16 protein-coding genes and 3 pseudogenes are annotated in these 22,873 nt (G+C 61.4%); 15 read left to right on the forward strand and 4 right to left on the reverse strand.

The genetic code is table 11. From position 1 onward, the window contains the following. The first annotated feature begins 398 nt into the window (after positions 1-398). From RS887_RS21670 to abaF, 12 genes and pseudogenes are all read left to right on the forward strand, one after another. Complete coding sequence (locus RS887_RS21670) at positions 399-1,082, forward strand: GntR family transcriptional regulator (protein WP_007994315.1); 684 nt, start codon at positions 399-401, stop codon at positions 1,080-1,082. A 114-nt stretch (positions 1,083-1,196) separates the two neighbouring features. After that, positions 1,197-2,129: a 4-hydroxyproline epimerase gene (locus RS887_RS21675; protein WP_322616964.1), complete on the forward strand. Its 933-nt coding sequence runs from the start codon at positions 1,197-1,199 to the stop codon at positions 2,127-2,129. Next, a pseudogene (locus RS887_RS21680) lies at positions 2,126-2,515 on the forward strand (NAD(P)/FAD-dependent oxidoreductase); the annotation flags it as partial. The gene RS887_RS21675 and the pseudogene RS887_RS21680, both read left to right, overlap by 4 nt. Before the next feature lie 2 nt (positions 2,516-2,517). After that, positions 2,518-2,934, forward strand: a pseudogene (locus tag RS887_RS21685) (helix-turn-helix domain-containing protein); the annotation flags it as partial. Positions 2,935-3,362: 428 nt separating this feature from the next. After that, the gene (locus RS887_RS21690; protein ID WP_322616965.1) at positions 3,363-4,181 is read left to right on the forward strand and encodes a transporter substrate-binding domain-containing protein; all 819 of its coding nucleotides are present in this window, start codon (positions 3,363-3,365) and stop codon (positions 4,179-4,181) included. A 10-nt stretch (positions 4,182-4,191) separates the two neighbouring features. Next, positions 4,192-5,970 (forward strand): aconitase X, encoded by a 1,779-nt coding sequence (locus RS887_RS21695; protein WP_322616966.1) that lies wholly within the window; start codon positions 4,192-4,194, stop codon positions 5,968-5,970. After that, positions 5,963-6,628 carry an amino acid ABC transporter permease gene (locus RS887_RS21700; protein ID WP_322616967.1) on the forward strand — a complete coding sequence of 222 codons (666 nt, stop codon included), beginning with the start codon at positions 5,963-5,965 and terminating at the stop codon, positions 6,626-6,628. The genes RS887_RS21695 and RS887_RS21700 overlap by 8 nt, the downstream gene beginning before the upstream one ends. Before the next feature lie 10 nt (positions 6,629-6,638). Next, a complete protein-coding gene (locus tag RS887_RS21705) occupies positions 6,639-7,289 on the forward strand; it encodes an amino acid ABC transporter permease (RefSeq protein ID WP_008018647.1) in 651 nt (216 codons plus the stop codon). Next, positions 7,282-8,004, forward strand: a complete 723-nt coding sequence (locus RS887_RS21710) for an amino acid ABC transporter ATP-binding protein (protein WP_008018646.1) — start codon at positions 7,282-7,284, stop codon at positions 8,002-8,004. Before RS887_RS21705 ends, RS887_RS21710 begins: the two co-directional genes overlap by 8 nt. A 157-nt stretch (positions 8,005-8,161) precedes the next feature. Next, positions 8,162-9,190, forward strand: coding sequence for a trans-3-hydroxy-L-proline dehydratase (locus RS887_RS21715; RefSeq protein WP_322616968.1), 1,029 nt, complete (start codon positions 8,162-8,164; stop codon positions 9,188-9,190). Between the two features lie 125 nt (positions 9,191-9,315). Beyond that, positions 9,316-10,233 (forward strand): dihydrodipicolinate synthase family protein, encoded by a 918-nt coding sequence (locus RS887_RS21720; RefSeq protein WP_008018644.1) that lies wholly within the window; start codon positions 9,316-9,318, stop codon positions 10,231-10,233. Positions 10,234-10,307: 74 nt separating this feature from the next. Then, a complete protein-coding gene (abaF, locus tag RS887_RS21725) occupies positions 10,308-11,705 on the forward strand; it encodes a fosfomycin efflux MFS transporter AbaF (protein WP_322616969.1) in 1,398 nt (465 codons plus the stop codon). A gap of 265 nt (positions 11,706-11,970) precedes the next feature. On the opposite strand, the gene RS887_RS21730 is transcribed toward abaF, so the two are convergent. Then, positions 11,971-12,978: an Ldh family oxidoreductase gene (locus RS887_RS21730; protein ID WP_322616970.1), complete on the reverse strand. Its 1,008-nt coding sequence runs from the start codon at positions 12,976-12,978 to the stop codon at positions 11,971-11,973. A gap of 394 nt (positions 12,979-13,372) precedes the next feature. Between RS887_RS21730 and mexE the strand changes: the two genes are divergently transcribed. The 3 genes and pseudogenes from mexE (at position 13,373) to RS887_RS21745 (ending at position 19,237) form a co-directional block, all read left to right on the forward strand. Beyond that, a complete protein-coding gene (mexE, locus tag RS887_RS21735) occupies positions 13,373-14,626 on the forward strand; it encodes a multidrug efflux RND transporter periplasmic adaptor subunit MexE (RefSeq protein ID WP_322616971.1) in 1,254 nt (417 codons plus the stop codon). Positions 14,627-14,638: 12 nt separating this feature from the next. Continuing rightward, positions 14,639-17,818, forward strand: a complete 3,180-nt coding sequence (locus RS887_RS21740) for an efflux RND transporter permease subunit (protein ID WP_322616972.1) — start codon at positions 14,639-14,641, stop codon at positions 17,816-17,818. Further along, positions 17,818-19,237, forward strand: a pseudogene (locus tag RS887_RS21745) (efflux transporter outer membrane subunit). The gene RS887_RS21740 and the pseudogene RS887_RS21745 overlap by 1 nt, the downstream one beginning before the upstream one ends. A gap of 205 nt (positions 19,238-19,442) precedes the next feature. Here RS887_RS21745 and RS887_RS21750 read toward each other — a convergent pair. Genes RS887_RS21750 through RS887_RS21760 form a run of 3 tightly spaced genes read right to left on the reverse strand, consistent with a single transcriptional unit; the run spans position 19,443 to position 22,720 of the window. Further along, the gene (locus RS887_RS21750) at positions 19,443-20,390 is read right to left on the reverse strand and encodes an HlyD family secretion protein (protein ID WP_322616973.1); all 948 of its coding nucleotides are present in this window, start codon (positions 20,388-20,390) and stop codon (positions 19,443-19,445) included. Between the two features lie 4 nt (positions 20,391-20,394). Then, positions 20,395-20,595, reverse strand: coding sequence for a DUF1656 domain-containing protein (locus RS887_RS21755; RefSeq protein ID WP_008001544.1), 201 nt, complete (start codon positions 20,593-20,595; stop codon positions 20,395-20,397). Beyond that, on the reverse strand, positions 20,585-22,720 hold the full coding sequence (locus tag RS887_RS21760; protein ID WP_322616974.1) for an FUSC family protein: 2,136 nt from the start codon (positions 22,718-22,720) through the stop codon (positions 20,585-20,587). Before RS887_RS21760 ends, RS887_RS21755 begins: the two co-directional genes overlap by 11 nt. Between the last annotated feature and the right edge of the window lie 153 nt (positions 22,721-22,873).

A 22,873-nucleotide genomic window follows, 5' to 3' on the forward strand; every position in this document is an offset into this window, starting at 1 on the left:
GGCTTGCAGAATACCTCTAAGAGGACCAGGTTTGCTGCGCTTAACGCCTTTCAGCCTTCCAGTGCAATCCGTCAAAATCCGCTTTATTCCACCGCATCTGGAGGCATGTTTGGGGGCAGCTTTCTCCTTCTCAAAAAAGGATGCTCCCAACCATGAGTGCGGACCTTGAGAGACCTCCTGGACGTAAACTCAGTGACGTACCTTCCAGCGTGCAGCTGAGTAATGGCACAAGCACAAACGGTGAAGTGGGAGCGGCCGCAGGCCTGAATGAAAACGGGTGCCTTAACAGGCGCTCGTTTTGTTGTAGCAGGTTGCATGACCGACATCGGGTGCATCGACGTCGAACCGGGGAAGATCAGCAAAAGAATTTCGTATACCCTAGCGCTATCTCACTCCAAATGACCGCCGCCGTGAACCTACCCAAACTCAACGCACCCGACCTTGGCAACACGCCTTCGACTTCGGAAATCATCACCCGCCATCTGCGGGATGCGATTGTCGCCGGGCATTTTGCCGAGGATGAGCCGATCCGCCAGGACGACATCGCCCGCCAGTTCAATGTCAGCAAGATCCCGGTGCGCGAAGCTCTCAAGCGGCTGGAGGCCGAAGGGTTGGTGATGTTCCAGCGCAATCGCGGGGCGATGGTCACGCGGGTTTCCGATGCGGAACTGGCGCAGATGTTCGAAGTGCGGATGTTGCTGGAGGACAAGATTCTGCGCCTGGCCATTCCGAACATGACCGAAGAGACCTTCGCCCGTGCCGAGCGCATCTGTCAGGAGTTCATCGGCGAGGACGACGTGGGGCGCTGGGCCGAGCTCAACTGGGAGCTGCATTCCTGCCTGTACGAGCCGGCGCAGCGACCGTTTCTGGTGAGTCTGATCCGTTCGGTCAACGACAAGCTGGAGCGCTATCTACGCATGCAGATGAGCTTGTCGGCCGGTAAGGAACGGGCCGATCACGAACACCGCGAGATCCTGGCGGCCTGCCGCGCCGGGGATGTGGACCTGGCGGTGAAGCTTCTGGACGAGCACATTGCCGGCGTCTGCACGACCCTTTTCGAACACCTGCCCCACACCCACTGACAGCTGCGGATACTGTGCCGATTTCGTCATCGACACAGACTAAATCCATCAAGCCGACACCCCGCCGCACGGGCCACTCTTGCGTTCACTCAACCGAGTGGACGTGGCCCTCCCATGAAACGCATCTCTGTGATCGACTCCCACACCGGCGGCGAACCGACCCGCCTGGTGACCGCCGGCTTTCCTGACCTGGGCACTGGCAGCATGGCCGAACGGCGCAAGGTATTAGCCGAGCAGCATGATCAATGGCGCGCCGCCTGTATGCTGGAGCCACGGGGCAGTGATGTACTGGTGGGCGCCCTGCTCTGCACACCGGTGGACCCTGGCGCCTGTGCAGGGGTGATATTCTTCAACAACACCGGTTATCTGGGCATGTGCGGCCACGGCACCATCGGCCTGGTGGCGTCGTTGGCGCATCTGGGCAAGATCGGCCCCGGCGTGCACAGCATCGAAACGCCGGTGGGCACGGTGCAGGCAACCCTGCATGAAGACCATTCGGTGAGCGTGCGCAACGTGCCGGCCTACCGTTACCGCAAGGCGCTGGCGGTGCAGGTGCCGGGCATCGGCCAAGTAGTCGGTGATATCGCTTGGGGCGGCAACTGGTTTTTCCTGATCGCCGAGCATGGCCTGCGGGTGGCCGGCGACAACCTCGAAGCGCTGACCGCTTACACCTTCGCCGTGCAGCAAGCACTGGAAGCCCAAGGCATTCGCGGTGAAGACGACGGCTTGATCGATCACGTCGAGTTGTTCGCCGATGACGATCACGCCGACAGCCGCAACTTCGTGCTCTGCCCCGGCAAAGCCTATGACCGTTCGCCCTGCGGCACCGGTACCAGTGCCAAACTGGCATGCCTGGCGGCCGACGACAAGTTGCAACCGGGGCAGATCTGGCGCCAGGCCAGCGTCATCGGCAGCGAGTTCGAGGGTTCCTACGAACTGCAGGGTGAGCGCATCGTGCCAACCATTCGTGGTCGCGCGTTCATCAGTGCCGAGGCGAGCCTGATCATCGAACAGGACGACCCGTTCGCCTGGGGCATTCGTCCATGAACGAGGGCCAGGTGGCCGATGTGATCGTGATCGGCGCCGGCATTATCGGCGCCACCTGTGCCCAGGCGCTGGCCCGTCGCGGCTTGCAGGTGCTGGTGCTGGACGCCGGCCTGCACGGCGCCACGGCCGCCGGCATGGGCCACTTGCTGGTACTCGACGACAACCCCGCCGAACTGGCCCTGAGTCAATATTCGTTGCAGCGCTGGCGCGAACTGGGCGCGGACCTGCCCGACAGCTGTGCCTACCGCTGCAACGGCACGCTGTGGCTGGCGGCGAATGTCGAAGAAATGGCGGTGGCCCACAGCAAATTCCTGAACCTGCAAGCCCAGGGCGTGGCTTGCGAACTGATCGGCGCCAGTGCACTGCGCCAGCGCGAACCGGAACTGAGCTGACCCACAAACTCGCCTTGAAGGATGAACAGGGTCGAATCGTGGGCCTGACCGGTATCTCCCGCGACCTGCAATCGCCGCAGTCCAACCATCCGGCGTTTCAGAAACTCGCCGCGGTGGATGCCCATATCCGCCGCCACTTCGCCCGCTCCATCAGCCTCGCCGAACTGACCGCCATCGCTGGCTATTCCGTGGCGCAATTGGAGCGGCACTGCAAACGGGTGTTCCAGCTCACCCCACGGCAAATGATTCACAAGGCGCGCCTGGAAGAAGGTTCGCGGTTGTTACTGCACACCGGGTTGCCGATTACCGAGATTGCCTTGCGCTGTGGTTACACCGACCACAGTGCCTTCAGCCGGCAGTTTCGGGCGCTGACCAGTTTGTCGCCGAGTCAGTATCGCGATAACCAGCATTAGGTTTGGGGCATATCCGTTGCTGCGGTAACGGCCACTTACGGTTCCGCTTTTACAGCGGGTCACTTTCGAAAAGCGCGAAAGTAACCAAAGTGCTCTGCCCCTGAGGTTCGGTGCAGGAGCTGGCGAAGCCTGCGATCTTTTGATCTTCAGCGATCGTTCTGACATCGGTGGTTCAAGGCCGCACACAGCATTGACCAGTGTTTCTTAAAGGTGCGCCCACGCTACCGCTGCTCCCATATGTAACACCTGTCCTCACTGCCTTGGCGTCACCGCGTTACGGGTTGCAGCGCTACAAAACCTCTACGCCAAGGCCTGACAACTAAATTCACCCCTCGGACTGGAAATAGGCACGCTGATTGCTATTGTTAATATCGTATTCGAAATCCACGATACGATATTTAACAGCACTTCACATCAACGAGGCCTCTATGAAAAACCCCGCATTTGCCGTAGCCCTCAGCGCTGTTCTCAGTACCTCCTTTATCGCCACTGCCCAAGCCGACAAGCTCGACGACATCATCGGTTCAGGCAAGCTGCGCTGCGCCGTGACCCTGGACTTCCCGCCCATGGGCTTTCGCGATGCCAGCAACTCGCCGGCCGGCTTCGATGTGGACTATTGCCACGACCTGGCGAAGATCCTCGGGGTCGAGGCCGAAGTGGTGGAAACGCCGTTCCCGGATCGCATTCCGGCACTGGTCTCCGGGCGGGCTGACGTGATCGTCGCGTCCACCTCCGACACCCTCGAACGCGCCAAGACCGTTGGCCTGACCGTGCCCTACTTTGCCTTCCAGATGGTGGTGCTGACCCGCGACGACACCGGCATCAACGGCTTCGACGACCTCAAGGGCAAAGCCGTGGGCAACACCAGCGGCACCTATGAGGCCATCGCCCTGGAGAAAGACGTGAAGAACTGGGGCTCGGGCAGTTTCCGAGCCTACCAGTCGCAGAGCGATACCCTGCTGGCCGTCGCCCAAGGCCACATCGATGCCACTGTCGTCACCAACACCGTGGCCGCCGCCACCCTCAAGTCGGGCAAATACAAAAACCTGAAAGTCGCCGGTAACGCCCCGTACGTCATCGACTACGTGTCCCTGGGTGCCAAGCGCAGCGAGTACGGCCTGCTCAACTACCTCAACCTGTTCGTCAACCAACAAGTGCGCAACGGTCGCTACAAGGAGCTGTTCGTTAAATGGGTCGGCACCGAGATCCCGCCGACCAACCTGACCGTGCCTCAGGTCTACTACTGAGATGTCCGGCATGCCTGGGCCAATTTCTCTGACCGGACGCAGCCTGGTGGCGGGTGCCGCGCAAGGCGCCCTGCTGTTCGCCGATGTCGGCTTGAGTTTCTGGGGCGGAGTCGACCCCTGCACGGGTGAAGTCATCGACCGCCATCACCCGCTCAGCGGCCAACACCTGGCCGACCGCGTGCTGGCGATTCCCAGTGGTCGCGGCTCGTGCACCGGCAGCAGTGTGTTGATGGAACTGATCAGCAACGGCCATGCACCGGCGGCATTGGTGCTGGCCGAAGCCGACGAGATCCTGACCTTGGGCGTGCTGGTGGCGCAGACCATTTTTGCCCGTTCCCTGCCGGTGCTGTGCATCGGTCTGGAGGCCTTCGCCGCCTTTCGCGGCCAGGTCTTCGCCCGGGTCGAAAATACAACGCTGAGCCTGTTCGATCACCTGCCGGGCGACGCCTGGCAGGCGCTCGACAGCCCATTACCAAACACTGACAGCACCGCCTCGATCAGGCTCACCGAGCACGATCGGGCGCTGCTCGATGGCCGGCATGGCAAGGCCGCGCAAATGGCCATGCAGATCGTCCTGCGTATGGCCGAACTGCAGGGTGCCGACCACTTGGTGGATGTCACTCAAGCACACATCGACGGCTGCATTTACACCGGACCGGCGAGCCTGCGCTTTGCCGGGCAACTGGTGCAATGGGGAGCAAAAGTGCGAGTGCCCACCACCCTCAATTCAATTTCCGTCGACCAGCGCCGTTGGCGCGAACTGGGTATCGATCCGGCACTGGGTGAACCGGCCAGTGCCTTGGGCGATGCCTATATGGCGATGGGCGCACAGCTCAGTTTCACCTGCGCGCCGTACCTGCTCGACACTGCACCGAAGGCTGGCGAGCAAATCGTCTGGGCGGAATCCAACGCAGTGGTCTACGCCAACAGCGTGCTCGGTGCACGCACCCTGAAATACCCGGATTACCTGGACATCAGCATCGCCCTCACCGGTCGCGCCCCGCTGATCGGCTGCCACCTGGACGCGCAACGCAAGGCCCGGTTGCAGCTCGAGCTGCCTGCCCTCGGTGAACTGGACGATGCCTTCTACCCGCTGCTGGGTTACCACATTGGTGCCCTGGCCGGCAGTCGCGTGCCGCTGGTGCTGGGACTGGAAAAACGCAAGCCAAGCCTGGACGACCTCAAAGCCTTTGGCGCGGCCTTCGCCACCACCTCTGCGGCACCACTGTTCCACATCGCCGGGGTCACCCCGGAGGCCATTGACCCGGCGCAGGTACTGGATGCGGACACTGCCATTGCCGTGGAAAAAATCCGCCTGAAGGACCTGCTGCCGAGTTGGCGCGAACTCAACAGTGCTCGCGATAGCCGGGTGGATGTCGTGTCGCTGGGTAACCCGCACTTTTCCCTCAGCGAGTTCGCTCACCTGGCGCGACTGTGCCGGGGACGACAAAGACACCCGGATGTGGTGCTTGCCATCACCTGCGGCCGTGCCGTGTTGGAGCAGGCCCGCGAGGCCGGGCACATCGCCGTGATCGAAGCGTTTGGCGCGACCCTGGTCACCGACACCTGCTGGTGCATGCTCGGCGAACCCGTAATCCCCCTGGCGGCTAAAACCCTGATGACCAACTCGGGCAAATACGCCCACTACGCACCGGGCCTGGTCGGCCGCAAGGTGCACTTCGCCAGCCTTGCCGAATGCGTCGACGCGGCCTGCACCGCAACGGCCAGCGGACGTTTGCCGGCCTGGTTACAACCTGCGGCCCTACTGGAGACCCCTGCACATGTTTGACTACAGCTTCCAATGGCGCTCCGCCTTGCGCGCCCTGCCGGACATGCTTGCCGGTGCCATCGTCACTTTCGAAACCGCCGCGCTGTCGATGATCTTCGGCGTGCTGATCGCCCTGGTCCTGACGGTGATGCGCGAGGCCAAACACCCATTACTGCGCGGGTTCGGCAACGGTTGGGTATCGATTGCCCGCAACACCCCGTCGCTGTTCCAGATCTACATCCTCTACTTCGGCCTCGGCTCGCTGAACCTGCACGTCAGTTCCTGGTTCGCCCTGCTGGCCGGGATCACCTTCAACAATGCCGGGTATCTGGCGGAGAACTTTCGCGGCGGCCTCAAGGCCGTGCCTGACACGCAGGTGCGTGCGGCGCGTTCCCTCGGCATGAGTGCCTTCCAGGCCTACCGCATGATCATCGTCCCGCAACTGCTACGGATCGTGTTCTACCCGCTGACCAATCAGATGGTCTGGGCGGTGTTGATGACGTCGCTGGGGGTGATCGTCGGACTAAACAATGACCTGACCGGTGTGACCCAGGAATACAACGTCAAAACCTTCCGCACCTTCGAGTATTTCGCCATCGCGGCGGTGCTGTATTACTTGATTGCCAAGGCGATCGTCGCGGCAGCCCGGCTGATGGCCTGGCGGTTGTTCCGTTACTGAGGAGCTGTCCATGTTTTCCACCGATTTTTCCTCGAATGACCTGATGTTCCTGCTCAACGGTGCGTGGGTCACGATGCAACTGACGTTCTGGTCGATCATTCTCGGCTCCTTGGCCGGGTTGGTCTTCGGCCTGCTGCGGGCCTTGTTGCCACGGGCCAGCCGGCCGTTGGCCTGGGTGCTGGACGTGTTTCGCAGCGTGCCGTTGCTGATCCAGTTCGTACTGTTCAACTCACTCAAAAGCATCATCGGTTTGAACATCAGCGCCTTTAGCGTCGGCTGCATTGTGTTGGGGGTTTACGCTGCGGCGTACTTCACCGAGATCGTGCGTGCCGGCGTGCTGGCGGTGCCGTTCACCGTGCGCCGGGCCAGCCGTTCGCTGGGGCTGAGCTTCTTGCAGGACTTGCGCTGGATCGTTCTGCCGATGGCCACCCGGGTAGCGTTCCCCGGCTGGCTGAACCTGGTGCTCGGTGTAATGAAAGACACTGCGCTGGTGATGTGGATCGGCATCGTCGAACTGCTGCGCGCCTCGCAAACCATCGTCACCCGCATCCAGGAACCGTTGCTGGTGCTGTGCATCGCGGGCCTTATCTACTACGTCATGAGCCTGGTGGTCGCACGCCTGGGCGCTCGTCTGGAAAGAAGGTGGCAAGAAAATGATTGAGATCGACAACGTACATAAATCCTTCGGCAACCTCGAAGTGGTCAAGGGCGTCAACCTGACGGTGAACAAGGGTGAAGTGGTGTCGATCATCGGCGGCTCCGGCTCCGGCAAATCGACCTTGCTGATGTGCATCAACGGCCTGGAACCGATCCAGAAAGGCAATATCCGCGTTGACGGCGTCGAGGTCCATCACAGCGCCACCGACCTCAATCGCCTGCGGCAGAAAATCGGCATTGTGTTCCAGCAATGGAATGCCTTCCCGCACCTGACGGTGCTGGAAAACGTCATGCTCGCGCCGCGCAAAGTGCTGGGCAAAAGCAAGGCTGAAGCTGAAGAGCTGGCGGTGAAGCAACTGACCCACGTCGGTCTGGGCGACAAGCTCAAGACCTTCCCTGGCAAGCTGTCCGGTGGACAGCAACAACGCATGGCCATCGCCCGCGCCCTGGCCATGTCACCGGACTACATGCTGTTTGACGAAGCCACCTCGGCCCTCGATCCGCAGTTGGTAGGTGAAGTGCTGGACACCATGCGCATGCTCGCCGAAGACGGCATGACCATGGTGTTGGTGACCCACGAAATCCGCTTTGCCCGGGACGTGTCCGACCGCGTGGCGTTCTTCCGCAATGGCCTGGTGCATGAGATTGGTTCGCCGGATCAGGTGATTGGCAATCCGGTGCGTGCGGAGACTGCAGAGTTTCTGAAATCAGTGAAATAACCCAAGGCCAAAGCAATCCTGTAGGAGCTGGCTTGCCAGCGATGAACGTCAACGATGACACGTGCATGCTGGATAAACGCGTCGTCCTTGCAATCTTCGCTGGCAAGCCAGCTCCTACAGTGATCGAGGTCCTAACAGAAAAAACAAGGATCAAGTCATGCGTTCATCAAAAGTCATTCATGTAGTCAGCTGCCACGCCGAAGGCGAAGTCGGCGACGTGATCGTGGGCGGTGTCGCCCCGCCGCCAGGCGCCACCGTGTGGGAACAGTCGCGCTGGATCGCCCGGGACGAAACCCTGCGCAACTTCGTCCTCAACGAACCCCGCGGCGGCGTGTTCCGCCACGTCAACCTGCTGGTTCCGGCCAAGGACCCACGGGCGCAGATGGCCTGGATCATCATGGAACCGGCGGACACCCCGCCGATGTCCGGCTCCAACTCGTTGTGCGTCGCCACCGTATTGCTCGACAGCGGCATCCTGCCCATGACCGAGCCGCAAACCCGCCTGGTGCTGGAAGCGCCCGGCGGCCTGATCGAAGCCGTGGCCGACTGCCGGGATGGCAAGGTGCAACGGGTGGAAGTGAAAAACGTGCCGTCCTTCGCGGATCGACTGGATGCGTGGATTGAAGTCGAAGGCATCGGCTCGCTGAAGGTTGACACCGCTTATGGTGGCGACAGTTTTGTGATTGCCGATGCCAAAGGCCTGGGTTTCTCCATCCGCCCGGATGAAGCGGCCGATCTGGTGGCGGTCGGGCGGAAAATCACTCGGGCGGCCAACGAACAACTGGGCTTCGTGCATCCGCTGAATCCCGAGTGGTCGCACATTTCCTTCTGCCAGATCGCCGCGCCGATCGTCCATGAGAACGGCGTCGCCACCGGCGCCAATGCGGTGGTGATTCAACCGGGCAAGATCGACCGCTCCCCCACCGGCACTGGTTGCTCGGCGCGCATGGCGGTGTTGCAGGCCAAAGGCTTGATGCAGGTTGGCGAGTGCTTTGTCGGCCGTTCGATTATCGGCTCCGAGTTCCACTGCCGCATTGATTCGTTGACCGAAGTCGCCGGCCGCGCCGCGATTTACCCGTGCATTTCCGGCCGGGCGTGGATCACCGGCACCCATCAATTGCTGCTCGACCCAAGCGATCCGTGGCCACAAGGCTATCGCCTGTCCGACACTTGGCCCGGCGCCTGATCACGCAACCCCTGCCCCCCAGACCATCGGCCCGTAAAAAACCCCGAAAACCAGAAAAAGCACTAGCCGAGCATTGTCATTTTAAATGTCGTATACGAAATACTATTAACGAATCGGAGACAACAATGAGCAAGCGCATTAACTGGAGTGGCGTCTTCCCAGCGGTGACCACTCAATTCAACGATGACTACTCTATCAACCTGGAAAAAACCCATCAGGTGATTTCCAACGTGATCCGCGACGGCGTTTCAGGCCTGGTGGTCTGCGGCTCGGTGGGTGAAAACACCTCGCTGACCGCCGAAGAGAAAATCGCCGTGACTGAAGTCGCTGTCGATGCCGCCCGTGGTCGCGTACCGGTGATTTGCGGCGTGGCCGAGTTCACCAGCATACAAGCGGCCAAGGTCGCCAATGCCGTACGCCGGGTCGGCGTCGATGGCGTGATGTTGATGCCGGCGCTGGTCTACGGTTCCAAGCCGTTCGAGACCGCCGAGCATTACCGCTACGTGGCGAAAAACGCCGACGTGCCGCTGATGGTCTACAACAACCCACCTATCTATAAGAACGACGTCACCCCGGACATCCTGATTTCCCTTGCCGACTGCGACAACGTGGTGTGCTTCAAGGATTCTTCCGGCGACACCCGCCGCTTCATCGACGTGCGCAACGAAGTCGGTGACCGTTTCGTGCTGTTCGCCGGCCTCGACGACGTGGTGCTGGAAAGCATCGCCGTGGGTGCCGAAGGTTGGGTCTCGGGCATGTCCAACGTGTTCCCGAAAGAAGGCGAAACCATCTTCCGCCTGGCCAAGGCCGGTCGTTTCGCCGAAGCCATGCCGATCTACGAATGGCTGATGCCGATCCTGCACCTCGATGCCCGTGCCGACCTGGTGCAGTGCATCAAGCTGTGTGAAGCCATCGCCGGTCGCGGCAGCGCCTTGACCCGTCCGCCACGCCTGGCCCTGCCGGAAGCCGATCGCGTATTTGTCGAGCAGATCATGGCCAAGGCGTTGGCCAACCGCCCGGAACTACCGGACGTCGGTCTCTGAGTGATTGCCGGGCGGGCCTCTACTGGCCCCGCCCGGCCGCCCGTTTTTTTTGCGCCTTAACAAGGTACGTCAGCATGTCGAATCCTCAACACACGCAAAGCGCAACCACACCCTCGGGACTCAAACGCGTAGTGGCCGCCGCCATGGCTGGCACCGTCGCCGAATGGTATGAGTTCTTTCTCTACGGCACCGCCTCGGCGCTGGTCTTCGGTCAGCTGTTCTTCCGCCAGACCGACAGCCCCATCGACGGCATCATCGCCGCCTTTGCCTTGTACGCGGTCGGCTTTCTCGCCCGGCCGTTGGGCGGTTTGGTATTCGGTCACTACGGTGACAAATTCGGCCGCAAACGCCTGCTGCAACTGAGCCTGGTAGTGGTCGGCATCACCACCTTCCTGATGGGTTGCCTGCCTGGCTTCGACCAGATCGGTTACGCAGCGCCGGTGCTACTGGTGCTGTTGCGGTTGATCCAGGGCTTCGCTTTCGGTGGCGAATGGGGCGGCGCGATTCTGCTGGTGTCCGAGCACTGCCCGGACAATCGTCGGGGTTTCTGGGCCAGTTGGCCGCAAGCCGGGGTGCCGGCCGGCAACCTGGTGGCCACGGTCGCCCTGCTGCTGTTGTCGTCGAACCTGTCAGAGCAACAGTTCCTTGCCTGGGGCTGGCGCGTGGCGTTCTGGTTCTCGGCGGTAGTCGTGTTGATCGGTTACTGGATTCGCACCAGTGTCGATGACGCGCCGATCTTCAAGGAAGCCCAGGCCCGTCAGGCACAGACCAAACAGCAACAGCTCGGTGTGGTGCAAGTGCTGCGTCATCACTGGCGTTCGGTGCTGGTGGGAATCGGCGCACGCTTTGCCGAGAACATCCTCTACTACACCGTGGTGACGTTCTCGATTACCTATCTGAAACTGGTGGTGCACAAGGACACTTCGCAAATTCTGCTGCTGATGTTCGGCGCGCACCTGGTGCACTTTTTCCTGATCCCGCTGATGGGCTATCTGTCGGACATCGTCGGGCGCAAACCGGTGTACCTGACCGGCGCGGTGCTCACAGCGTTCTGGAGTTTCATCGGTTTCCCGATGATGGACACCGGCAACAACTGGCTGATCATGGCCGCCATCACTCTGGGCCTGGCCATCGAGTCGATGACTTACGCGCCTTACTCGGCGCTGATGGCTGAACTGTTCCCGACCCACGTACGCTACACCGCTCTGTCCCTGTGCTACCAGGTGGCGCCGATCTTCGCCGGTTCCCTGGCACCGCTGATCGCCATCACCTTGCTCAACAAGTACCACAGCTCGACTCCGATCGCCTGGTATCTGGTGGGCGCCGCGCTGATTTCCGTGGTGGCTGTCGGCCTGACCCGCGAGACCCGCGGCAAGTCATTGCGCCAGGTGGATGCCGAGTCGGCGGCGCGGGTTGCTGCCGTGGACGCAGCCGTACCAGCCACCCCGCGCCGGGGTGACTCTTTGGCTTGATGGCCCCGAAAGATCGCAGGCTTCGCCAGCGCCTGCACCGACCGCATTCACCCGTCATTAACGGATGGATACTGTTCCTGCAGGTGCTGCCGCAGACTGCGATCTTTTGCCCTTACCCTTTGCAAGAGCGCGAAAGTCGCGCTCTTGTCTGCATGCGGGTACTACTGATCAGGCTGAATGCCATGCTGCGCGACGGCACCGAATGGCGGTGACGTATGGCAGGGTTCAGACAGTTGCTCCCACAGGATTGAGCACTTTGATTCAATCAGGCGAGCAAGGCCTTGAGGTCGTTGTACAGCGCCTCGGGAATTTGCACACCTTCCACCAGGCTGCGTACCCGCGCCGCGTAACGTCGTTGCGACGGTAAGCGTGCGCCCTGCCCTTCAATGCCCTGGAACAACGTTTCGGCCCGGGCCAAATGCTCTTCAGTGGCGTCCCCCAGAAAGCGCCGAGGGTCCAGGGCGATGATCAACTCGCCATGGTACGGCGACGACTTGCTGCCCCCGTCGTAAGTCAACGACTCGGCACTGGTCAGGTCACCAATCAGCGGCCCGGCAATCAACTCCACCATTGCCGCCAGCGCCGAACCCTTGTGCCCGCCGAACGTCAGCATCGCGCCGCTGTCGAGCACCACGTTGGCATCGGTGGTCGGCTGGCCTTGGGCGTCGACGCCCCAACCTTCGGGAATCGCCTTGCCGGCACGCCGGTGCAGTTCGATATCTCCACGGGCAATCGCGCTGGTGGCGAAGTCGAACACAAACGGATCTTGCCCCGCACGCGGCCAACCGAAGGCAATGGGATTGGTGCCGAACACCGGCAGTCGTCCTCCGGCCGGCGCCACCCAGGCGTGGCTCGGATTACACGCCAGTGCCACCAGACCGGCAGCAGTCAGCTGCTCGATCTCCACCCACAGCGCCGAGAAATGTACACAGCGGTTGATTGCCAACGCCGCAATGCCGTTGGCCCGGGTTTTCTGCGCCAGCAACGGCAACCCCGCCTGAAACGCCAACTGCGAAAAGCCACCGCCAGCATCCACCCGCACAATCGACGGCGCCTGGTCGATCACCTGTGGCTCGGCATCGGCTGACACCTTGCCGGCCCGCAGGGAATTCACACACCCCAGAATCCGGTACAAACCGTGGGAGGCACAGCCATCACGCTCGCCAACCACCACCGTCGCCGCCACCGCTTGTGCATGGGCAAGATTAAAACCGTTGTGCAACAAGATCGATTCGGCCAACTCACGGGCTTCGATCAGGGTCAGTCGGATCATGGTCATCTCCTTGGACAGACTGGTCAGAGTGGTCTATCCGAGGCGTTATGGCTTGATGGGTTTGGGCATTGGCGGTGACGAAATTGGCACAGCGCAGGCAAGTCGGATCGCCGCACCGCCGCTCCCCCAGGGATTTGGGAACGACAAAGATTCAGTGTAGGAGCGAGCCTGCTCGCGATGGCCGCACCTCGGTCTCCCTCCTGACTATTGCATCCAATGCAACACACAATTGTCATCAATCCAGTTGATGACGACCGAACGCAAGGCGCAGGCTAGAGGGCTGGCTGGGGTCTCATATCATTCCGAATGATAGTTACCTTCGCCCCATTCGATTCGTGAGATACAAACCCGCCGCGCATCATTCGCCAATCTCAACACATTGGCGGATGCATCCATGGAACAGTCACTCAAACATTTGCGCTTCCCGTTGGCTTTATTGGCCGTAGTGGTGATCAGCGCCTGCGGCAAGGCCCCGGAAACCGCCGCCAGCATGCCAGCAGCCAAGGTCAGTGTGGCCAAGGTGCTGGAGCAACCGGTCAACGAATGGGACGAATTCACCGGCCGCCTCGAAGCGCCGGAAACCGTCGAGATTCGTCCACGGGTCTCCGGCCAGATCGATGAAGTGGCCTTCACTGAAGGCGCCCTGGTCAAGAAAGGCGACCTGCTGTTCCAGATCGACCCGCGTCCGTTCCAGGCTGAGGTCCGCCGCCTCGAAGCACTGGTTGCACAATCGCGCGCCAACGCCACCCGCAGCGAAAACGAAGCCCAGCGCGGTGAGCGCCTGCGCACCAGCAACGCCATTTCCGCCGAACTGGCTGACTCGCGTACCAGCGCCGCACAGGAAGCCCGCGCCGCCGTCGGCGCCCTGCAAGCGCAGCTTGATCTGGCTAAATTGAACCTGAGCTTCACCCGCGTCACCGCGCCGATCAGCGGCCGCGTCAGTCGTGCGGAAATCACCGCCGGCAACCTGGTGACCGCTGACACTACTCCGCTGACCAGCGTGGTCTCCACCGACAAGGTGTACGCCTACTTCGACGCGGACGAACGTGTGTTCCTCAAGTACACGGAACTTGCTCGCCAGGGCAAGCGCGGCGCCACCACTCCGGTTTACATGGGCCTGTCCAACGAAGACGGCAACCCGCACCAGGGCGTCATGAACTTCGTCGACAACCAGGTCAACCCGAAAACCGGCACCATCCGTGGTCGCGCCGTGTTCGACAACAGCGATGGCAGCTACACCCCCGGCCTGTATGCACGCCTGAAACTGGTGGGCAGCGGCACCTACAGCGCCATGCTGATCAACGATGAAGCGGTCGGTACCGACCTGGGCAAGAAGTTCGTGATCGTGATGGATGGTGACAGCAAGACCGCCTACCGCGCGGTGGAACTGGGTCCGAAGATTGAAGGCTTGCGCATCGTGCGCAGCGGCCTGAACAAGGACGACACCATCATCGTCAAGGGCCTGCAACGGGTACGTCCTGGTTCACCGGTCACCCCTGAAGTGATTCCGATGGCCAGCGAACAAACCCTCGCGGCACTCGCACAACAACGCCAAGCGCTGGAAGCCAGCAACCTGCCCCAAGTCGCGCCTGCCAGGGTTGCACCGGGTACGGCTGTGAAACTGGCTGCCACGACCCCACGCGGTTAAGGGATTTCCAAGATGAATTTTTCCCAATTCTTTATTTCGCGACCGATCTTCGCAGCGGTGCTGTCGCTGCTGATCCTGATCGCCGGTGCGATCTCGCTGTTCCAGTTGCCTATCAGCGAATACCCGGAAGTCGTGCCACCCACCGTGGTGGTCCGCGCCAACTTCCCGGGTGCCAACCCGAAAGTCATCGGCGAAACCGTGGCCGCTCCCCTGGAGCAAGCCATCACCGGCGTCGAGAACATGCTGTACATGTCCTCGCAATCCACCGCTGACGGCAAGATCACCCTGACCATCACCTTTGCCCTGGGTACTGACCTGGACAACGCACAGGTGCAGGTGCAGAACCGCGTGACCCGGACCGAGCCGAAACTTCCCGAGGAAGTGACGCGCATCGGCATCACCGTGGACAAGGCGTCACCCGACCTGACGATGGTGGTGCACTTGACCTCGCCGGACAAACGCTACGACATGCTCTATCTGTCCAACTACGCGATCCTCAACATCAAGGATGAGCTGGCGCGACTGGGCGGTGTCGGTGACGTGCAACTGTTCGGCATGGGCGACTACTCGCTGCGGGTGTGGCTCGACCCGAACAAGACCGCTTCGCGCAACCTGACTGCAACTGATGTTGTAACCGCCATTCGTGAACAGAACCGTCAAGTGGCCGCCGGTGCATTGGGCGCTCCCCCTGCCCCGAATGCCCAAAGTTTCCAGCTGTCGGTCAACACTCAGGGCCGTTTGGTCAGTGAGGAAGAGTTCGAGAACATCATCATTCGCTCTGGCGAAAACGGTGAAATCACTCGTCTCAAAGACATCGCTCGCGTTGAGCTGGGTTCCAGCCAGTACGCCCTGCGCTCGCTGCTGAACAACCAGCCGGCGGTGGCGATCCCGATCTTCCAGCGCCCTGGCTCCAACGCCATCGAGATCTCCAACGAAGTTCGAGCGAAAATGGCCGAACTGAAGAAGAGCTTCCCCGAAGGCATGGACTTCAGCATCGTTTATGACCCGACGATCTTCGTGCGCGGCTCCATCGAGGCGGTGGTTCACACCCTCTTCGAAGCGCTGATCCTCGTAGTGCTGGTGGTCATCCTGTTCCTGCAAACCTGGCGCGCCTCGATCATTCCGTTGGTGGCTGTGCCGGTATCGCTGATCGGTACCTTTGCCGTGATGCACCTGTTTGGCTTCTCGCTCAACGCCCTGTCGCTGTTCGGTCTGGTATTGGCGATCGGTATCGTGGTGGACGACGCCATCGTGGTGGTGGAGAACGTCGAACGTAACATCGAACTGGGACTCACCCCCTTCGATGCAACCAAAAAGGCCATGGGTGAAGTGACCGGCCCGATCATTGCCACGGCGCTGGTGCTGTGTGCGGTGTTTGTTCCGGCGGCGTTCATCTCTGGCCTCACCGGGCAGTTCTACAAGCAGTTCGCCCTGACCATCGCCATTTCGACCGTGATCTCGGCCTTCAACTCGCTGACCCTGTCGCCGGCGCTGGCCGCCGTCTTGCTCAAAGGCCACGACACGCCGAAAGACCGCTTCTCCAAGGTGCTGGACAAGATTTTCGGCGGCTGGTTATTCCGTCCGTTCAACCGCTTCTTTGAAAAGGCCAGCCATGGTTATGTCGGCACCGTTGCCCGTGTGATCCGCTCAAGCGGCATCGCCCTGCTGCTGTACGCCGGCCTGATGGTCCTGACCTTCTTCGGTTTCTCCAGCACCCCGACCGGTTTCGTACCCGGCCAGGACAAGCAATACCTGGTGGCCTTCGCGCAATTGCCGGACGCCTCGAGCCTGGACCGTACCGAAGACGTGATCAAGCGCATGTCCGACCTGGCGCTGAAACAGCCGGGTGTGGAAAGTGCGGTGGCCTTCCCCGGCCTGTCGATCAACGGTTTCACCAACAGCCCGAACGCCGGCATCGTGTTCGTGACCCTCAAACCGTTCGACGAACGCAAAGACCCGAGCATGTCCGCCGGTGCGATCGCCGGTGCCTTGAACGGCCAGTACGCGAACATCCAGGAAGCCTACATGGCGATCTTCCCGCCGCCACCGGTACAAGGCCTGGGCACCATCGGCGGTTTCCGCCTGCAGATCGAGGACCGGGGCAACCTGGGCTACGAAGAGCTGTACAAGGAAACCATGAACATCATCGCCAAGAGCCACAGCGTGCCGGAGCTGGCCGGCCTGTTCACCAGCTACACGGTGAACGTGCCGCAGGTCGATGCGGCTATCGACCGGGAAAAAGCCAAGACCCACGGCGTTGCCGTCAGCGACATCTTCGACACCCTGCAAATCTACCTGGGTTCGCTGTATGCCAACGACTTCAACCGCTTTGGTCGCACCTATCAGGTCAACGTTCAGGCCGAACAACAGTTCCGCCTCGAATCCGACCAGATCGGCCAGCTGAAAGTGCGCAACAACAAGGGCGAGATGATCCCGCTGGCGACCTTCATCAAGGTCAGCGACACCTCAGGTCCCGACCGCGTGATGCACTACAACGGCTTCATCACCGCTGAAATCAACGGTGCGGCAGCCCCCGGCTACAGCTCCGGCCAGGCCGAAAAAGCCATCGAGAAACTGCTTAAGGAAGAACTGCCCAACGGCATGACCTACGAATGGACCGACCTGACTTACCAGCAGATCCTGTCCGGCAACACCGCGCTGTTCGTGTTCCCGCTCTGCGTGCTGCTGGCGTTCCTGGTACTGGCGGCTCAATACGAAAGCTGGAGCCTGCCACTGGCGGTGATCCTGATCGTACCGATGACCTTGCTGTCGGCCATCACCGGTGTGATTGCCTCCGGCGGTGACAACAACATCTTCACCCAGATCGGCCTGATCGTACTGGTGGGCCTGGCGTGCAAGAACGCGATCCTGATCGTCGAGTTCGCCAAGGACAAACAGCTCGAAGGCCTCAACCCGCTGGCTGCGGTCCTGGAAGCATGCCGCCTGCGTCTGCGGCCGATCCTGATGACCTCCTTCGCGTTCATCATGGGTGTGGTGCCACTGGTGTTCTCCAGCGGTGCCGGTGCCGAAATGCGTCACGCCATGGGTGTGGCGGTGTTCTCCGGGATGCTCGGGGTGACCTTCTTCGGTCTGTTGTTGACGCCAGTGTTCTACGTATTGATTCGTAACTTTGTCGAGCGCGGCCAGGCACGCAAAGCTGCCAAGGCCAACCTGAAGCTGGAGTCGCACTGATGAGTTTGAAAGCGTTCCTGCCGAGCCTGCTGGCACTGGCCTTGAGTGCCTGTGCCGTGGGCCCGGACTACAAGACCCCAGCCACTGAACCAGCGAATATCACGACCGCCACCGATGGCGCCGCCGGACAGAAGAATTTTGACCGTTCGCGTTTCGAAGGCGTCTGGTGGCAACAGTTCGAAGACCCGACCCTCAACCAGTTGGTGACCGAGTCGCTCAAGGGCAACCGTGATCTGCGCGTCGCCTTCGCCCGCTGGAAAGCCGCACGGGCGATCCGCGATGACGTCAGCAATGACGCCATGCCGACCATCACCAGCCGTGCCAGCAGTGATTTGGGCAAAGGCCAGATCCCGGGCCAGACCACCAAGCGGGTCAACAGCGAGCGCTATGACCTGGGCCTGGACATGGCCTGGGAGATTGACTTGTTCGGTCGCATCCAGCGCAACCTGGAGTCGGCCAACGCCGAGCAACAGGCGTTCGAGGCCGATCTGTACCAACTGCAAGTCACCATGATTGCCGAACTGGTGGATTCCTACGGCCAACTGCGCGGCGCGCAGCTGCGGGAAAAAATTGCCCTGGCCAACCTGGAAAACCAGCGGGAGTCGCGCAAGATCACGGTCAGCCTGCGTGATGCCGGCGTCGGTGACCAGCTCGATGTGGAGCGTGCGGATGCGCGACTGGCGTCGGTTGAAGCCAGCGTGCCGCAACTGCAGGCCGAACAGGTTCGGCAGAAAAACCGCATCGCCACCCTGCTGGGTGAACGTCCGGACAAGCTGACCGTGGACCTGAGCCCAAAAGACCTGCCGGCGATTGCCAAGGCCTTGCCGATCGGTGATCCGGGTGAACTGCTGCAACGCCGTCCGGACATTCTCAGTGCCGAACGCCAACTGGCTTCGGCCACTGCGCGTATCGGCGTGGCCAAGGCGGATCTGTTCCCGCGGGTCAGCCTCAGCGGCTTCCTTGGCTGGACCGCCGGACGTGGTTCGCAGATCGGCTCTTCAGCGGCCAACGCCTGGGCGCTGGGCCCGAGCATCACCTGGGCCGCGTTTGACCTGGGCAGCGTAAAAGCCCGCATACGCGGCGCCGACGCCGATGCCGAAGGCGCCCTGGCGACCTACGAGCAGCAAGTGCTGCTGGCCCTGGAAGAATCGGAAAATGCCTTCAGCGACTACGGCAAACGCCAACAGCGCCTGATCTCGCTGATTCGTCAGAGCGAGTCCAGCCGCTCGGCCGCCGATCTGGCGGAGATTCGCTACCGCGAAGGCACGGCCGATTTCCTCGTGCTGCTCGATGCCCAGCGTGAACGCCTGGCGGCCGAAGACACCCAGGCCCAGGCTGAAGTGGACCTGTATCGCGGCATCGTCGCGATCTACAAGGCCCGGAGGCGGCTGGCAGCCGGAAACGGTCGCGAGCAATTAACCCGATGTCTTGAAGCGCTCCTTTGGTTGGCCGCAACCAACCAGTTTCCTTGCCCTGCGTCTCATTCGGTCGCGGGGCTTTTTTATGTTCACCACAACTCTTGTAGGAGCGAGCCTGCTCGCGAAGAACCAGAGAACACCGCGTTAATTCAGGCTGCCCGCGTCATCGTTTCCCACCATCGCGAGCGGGCTCGCTCCTACAGGGATTAGGGGTGTTCCTGGACGGTCACCGTCGCGGTGGTCCCGGCGCGCAATTTGTCTTTGCCGGCATAGTCGGCATCGATCTCGATCCGCACCGGCACCCGCTGCGCCAGTTTGACCCAGGTGTAACTGGGGTTGATGTTGGCCAGCAGGCGTCCGCCCGGCAGGTTTTCCCGGTCGGCAATGGCGAAGGCAATGCTCTGTACTTTGCCGCCGAAGGTTTCGCCACTCATCAACTCGATCTTCACCCGGTCGCCCTCCCCGATCCGCGGCAACTTGGTTTCTTCAAAGTAACCACTGACATAGAACGAATCGCTGTCCACCAGTGCCAGCAATGGACCTCCGGCCGAGGCGTAGTCGCCTTCCCGGGTCAGCAGATTGGTGACGTAACCGGTCACCGGGGAGACGACATGGGTCCGCTGCAAGTCGAGCTCGGACTGGGTCAGTGCCGCGATGGCCAGTTGCACGTTGGCCTGGGCCAACACCAGGTTGGCCTGATTACGCAGCAAGTCAGCCTGGGCCACCGACACATCGGTGTTGGCTTTTTCCCACTCTTCGCCGGAAATGGCCGAACGATCCTTGAGTGTGCGCCGCCGTTGCTCCTCGCTCTGACGTTGTTTGAGCAAGGCTTCGCTGGCGGTAATGGCCGCCTGGGCTTGGCCGAGCGAGGCTTTCGACACTTCAACGGCACGTTTGGCATGCTCCACTGCCAGCGTGTAACGCGCCGGATCGATCTCCAGCAGCGCCTGGCCTTTGTTCACGTGTTGGTTGTCCTGCACGGCCAGGCTGACGATTCGCCCCGAAACGTCGGCGGACAAGGTCACCACATCGGCACGCACCCGGGCATCCCGGGTCCAGGGCGCGCGGGTGTAATGTTCCCAGGCGAACCAGCCCAGGATAAGGGCCAGAAGCACCACAGCGACCGTCGTGAGTCGGGAAAGGATGTTCTTCAAGGCATCAGGCTCCCATCACCAGTATCAATGTGGCGCAGACACAAACGTACAACGCGCCTTCGAACAATGCCTCATGCCAGACAAACTGCAGCACACCGAGACGCCGTAACGTCCAGTCCAGCAACAGGAAAATCGGCAGGCCCAACAGCAGCGCCTGAGCAATCGGGGGCAGATAGGCACCACCCACTTCCAGATCAATGGGCAAGGACAGGGTCTCCTTCAAGGCCAGCGGGTTGAAAGTAGCCGCGATAACGCTCGACGAACGACACCACGATCAATAGCGCCACACGCATCCGGAACACCGACCACAAGCGCTCATGAACATCGGTGTGCAGGGCATCCAGCTCGTCGCCCAGGGCGCGCAGGTTGTCGAGTACCTGCGCCACTTCGACTCCGGGCCGCCCGGCAACCAGCCTTCCCGTTTCCCGAACGGTCGAAAACAGCCGGCTCTGCAGATCCGGGCTGAGCAATGCATTGTTCTGCCCCTGCTGCCTGAGTTGATTCAGGGCAATGCCAAGCGCCATGCAGCCCAGGCTGGCCTGGAACAGTTCACGGGACTGTGGCTCCTGCGTCGCCGGCAGCAGCCCCAGCATCATGGTCAACCGATCGACCATGCGGCTCTCGAACGCGAACTGCTGTTCATCGGTCGCCGAGGTTTTCAGCAAGGCGTATACCTGCTCGCCGTTCTCCTTGTGCAGCCGGCGCAAGCGCAAGTCCGGCCGGAACGGAAAAACCAGTGCGTAGACACTCAACGCAAGTACGGTTGCACAGGTATAAGCCCCGGCAAATTCGAACCATTGGTTGGCGGTATTTTGTCCAATGCCCACGTTCAACGGGCCGAGCAACAGAAACGTCGTGAGCCCCAGGCCAATGCCGGTGCCGGTGGTGGGTGGGCTGGCCAACCCCACCGCAACGGCGTAAAGCAGCGGCACCAGCAGCAACGCAAGCATCTCGAAATTGCTGATCATTGGCACAAACATGAACTGAAGCAGCGCAGACGCCACCAGCGCCAGGCCGAATCCCCGCGCATAGCTTTGAACGGCCAGCAGCGGTCGGGGAAACGTCGACATCAGCGAGCACAGGATACCCAGCAGCACCATGCCGGCTCGCGCACCGTCCCAGCCGGTTTCGATCCAGATCAGGCCGGCGATCAACAGCGCGGAAAAGGCCCGGATGGCATTCATGGTCGCCAGGGTGAAGTCCAGGTGCAGCGGATTTTCGCGCCCGCGAAACACGCTGCTGGCGGGGCGTCCGCTCTGGATGGCATCACTCAACTCCAGAATCTGCTCGAGCTGCTGCAGCAGGCGTGCCTGCTCCCAGCGCAGCGACCAGGCCAGCGAGCGCAAGGTGGCCGGCAGCGGCTCGGTCAATTGTTCGGCCCTGTAGGCCAGCTCATCAAAGCGTTGTTGCAGCGACGTGAAATGATGGCGCTGTTCACTGGACAGCGATCGCCCCTCCCGCGCCAGCTCATCGAGAAAGGCCAGTTCTTCGGCGAGCAACCGTTGAATTTCCTCAGGCAACTCGCCCTCCCAACGCTCGGTCAACAGCAGCCGCTGGTGACGCAGGGCCGTCAGCCGCGCGGTCAACAACACCAATTGATTGCCCAACAGTTGCACCAGACCGTTGGCACTGCGCAAGCGCGGGGCATCGTAGTACATGTGCCGGCGCACGCCCTCCAGGCCGCTGATCTGGCCCAACAGCTGCATTTGCCGTTGCTGGAAGTCGGCTTCGCTCTCTTCGGTGCGGATCACGGCGCTGGCGTGGGTGGCCAGCAACCGGGTGATTTGATCGATCCTGGCGAAGTAATCCCGGGCCACGGCTTCCGGCCTGGCGGTGAGCAGGCTGACCACGCACACGCAGGCAACCGCCAGCAAGGTTTCGGTGAGGCGAGTCACGGCCAGCAAAAAGGTGCCGTCCTGATCGGGAATCGCCAGCAACGCGATGACCACGGCGGTGTAGCCACTGAGCACGAATGCCCCGGAACTGGTGTAGCGCAAGAGCGTGCCACCGGCGGTGCACAGCGCCAGCCAAAGGGCCAGGGTGGTGATGAACGGCATCGGTGCCTGCGGAAAAATCGCCATGATTGCCACCGCTACGACCGCCCCCATGGTGGTCCCGATGACTTGGCCAAAACTGCGCGCCAGCACCATGCCGCCCAGTGGCTGGCTGATGATGACCACGGCCATGATCGACCACTTGGGCTGGTCCAGATCGAACAGGAACGCCAGGTACAGGGTCAACAATCCGGCCGCGATGGTTCGTAGGGCAAACAGTAATACCCCGGGCCCGGGGTTGAGCATGGCCTTGAAGTACTGCAACAACGCTTGCATGGGAACACTCGTCGAGACACCTCCAGCAAGCGTAGTCACTGCGGCGGTGCCTCGAGAGGTTTTGCTGTCGGCACCGCTTGCATGCCCGTTTATTGCCGGCTGAAGGGCTTTTCAACGGTTTGATTCGCCAGTGAGCGTCGTCAAGGTTTGACT

Origin of the sequence: Pseudomonas sp. BIC9C, from assembly GCF_034541995.1 — a bacterium.
Lineage (GTDB): Bacteria > Pseudomonadota > Gammaproteobacteria > Pseudomonadales > Pseudomonadaceae > Aquipseudomonas > Aquipseudomonas fluorescens_CC.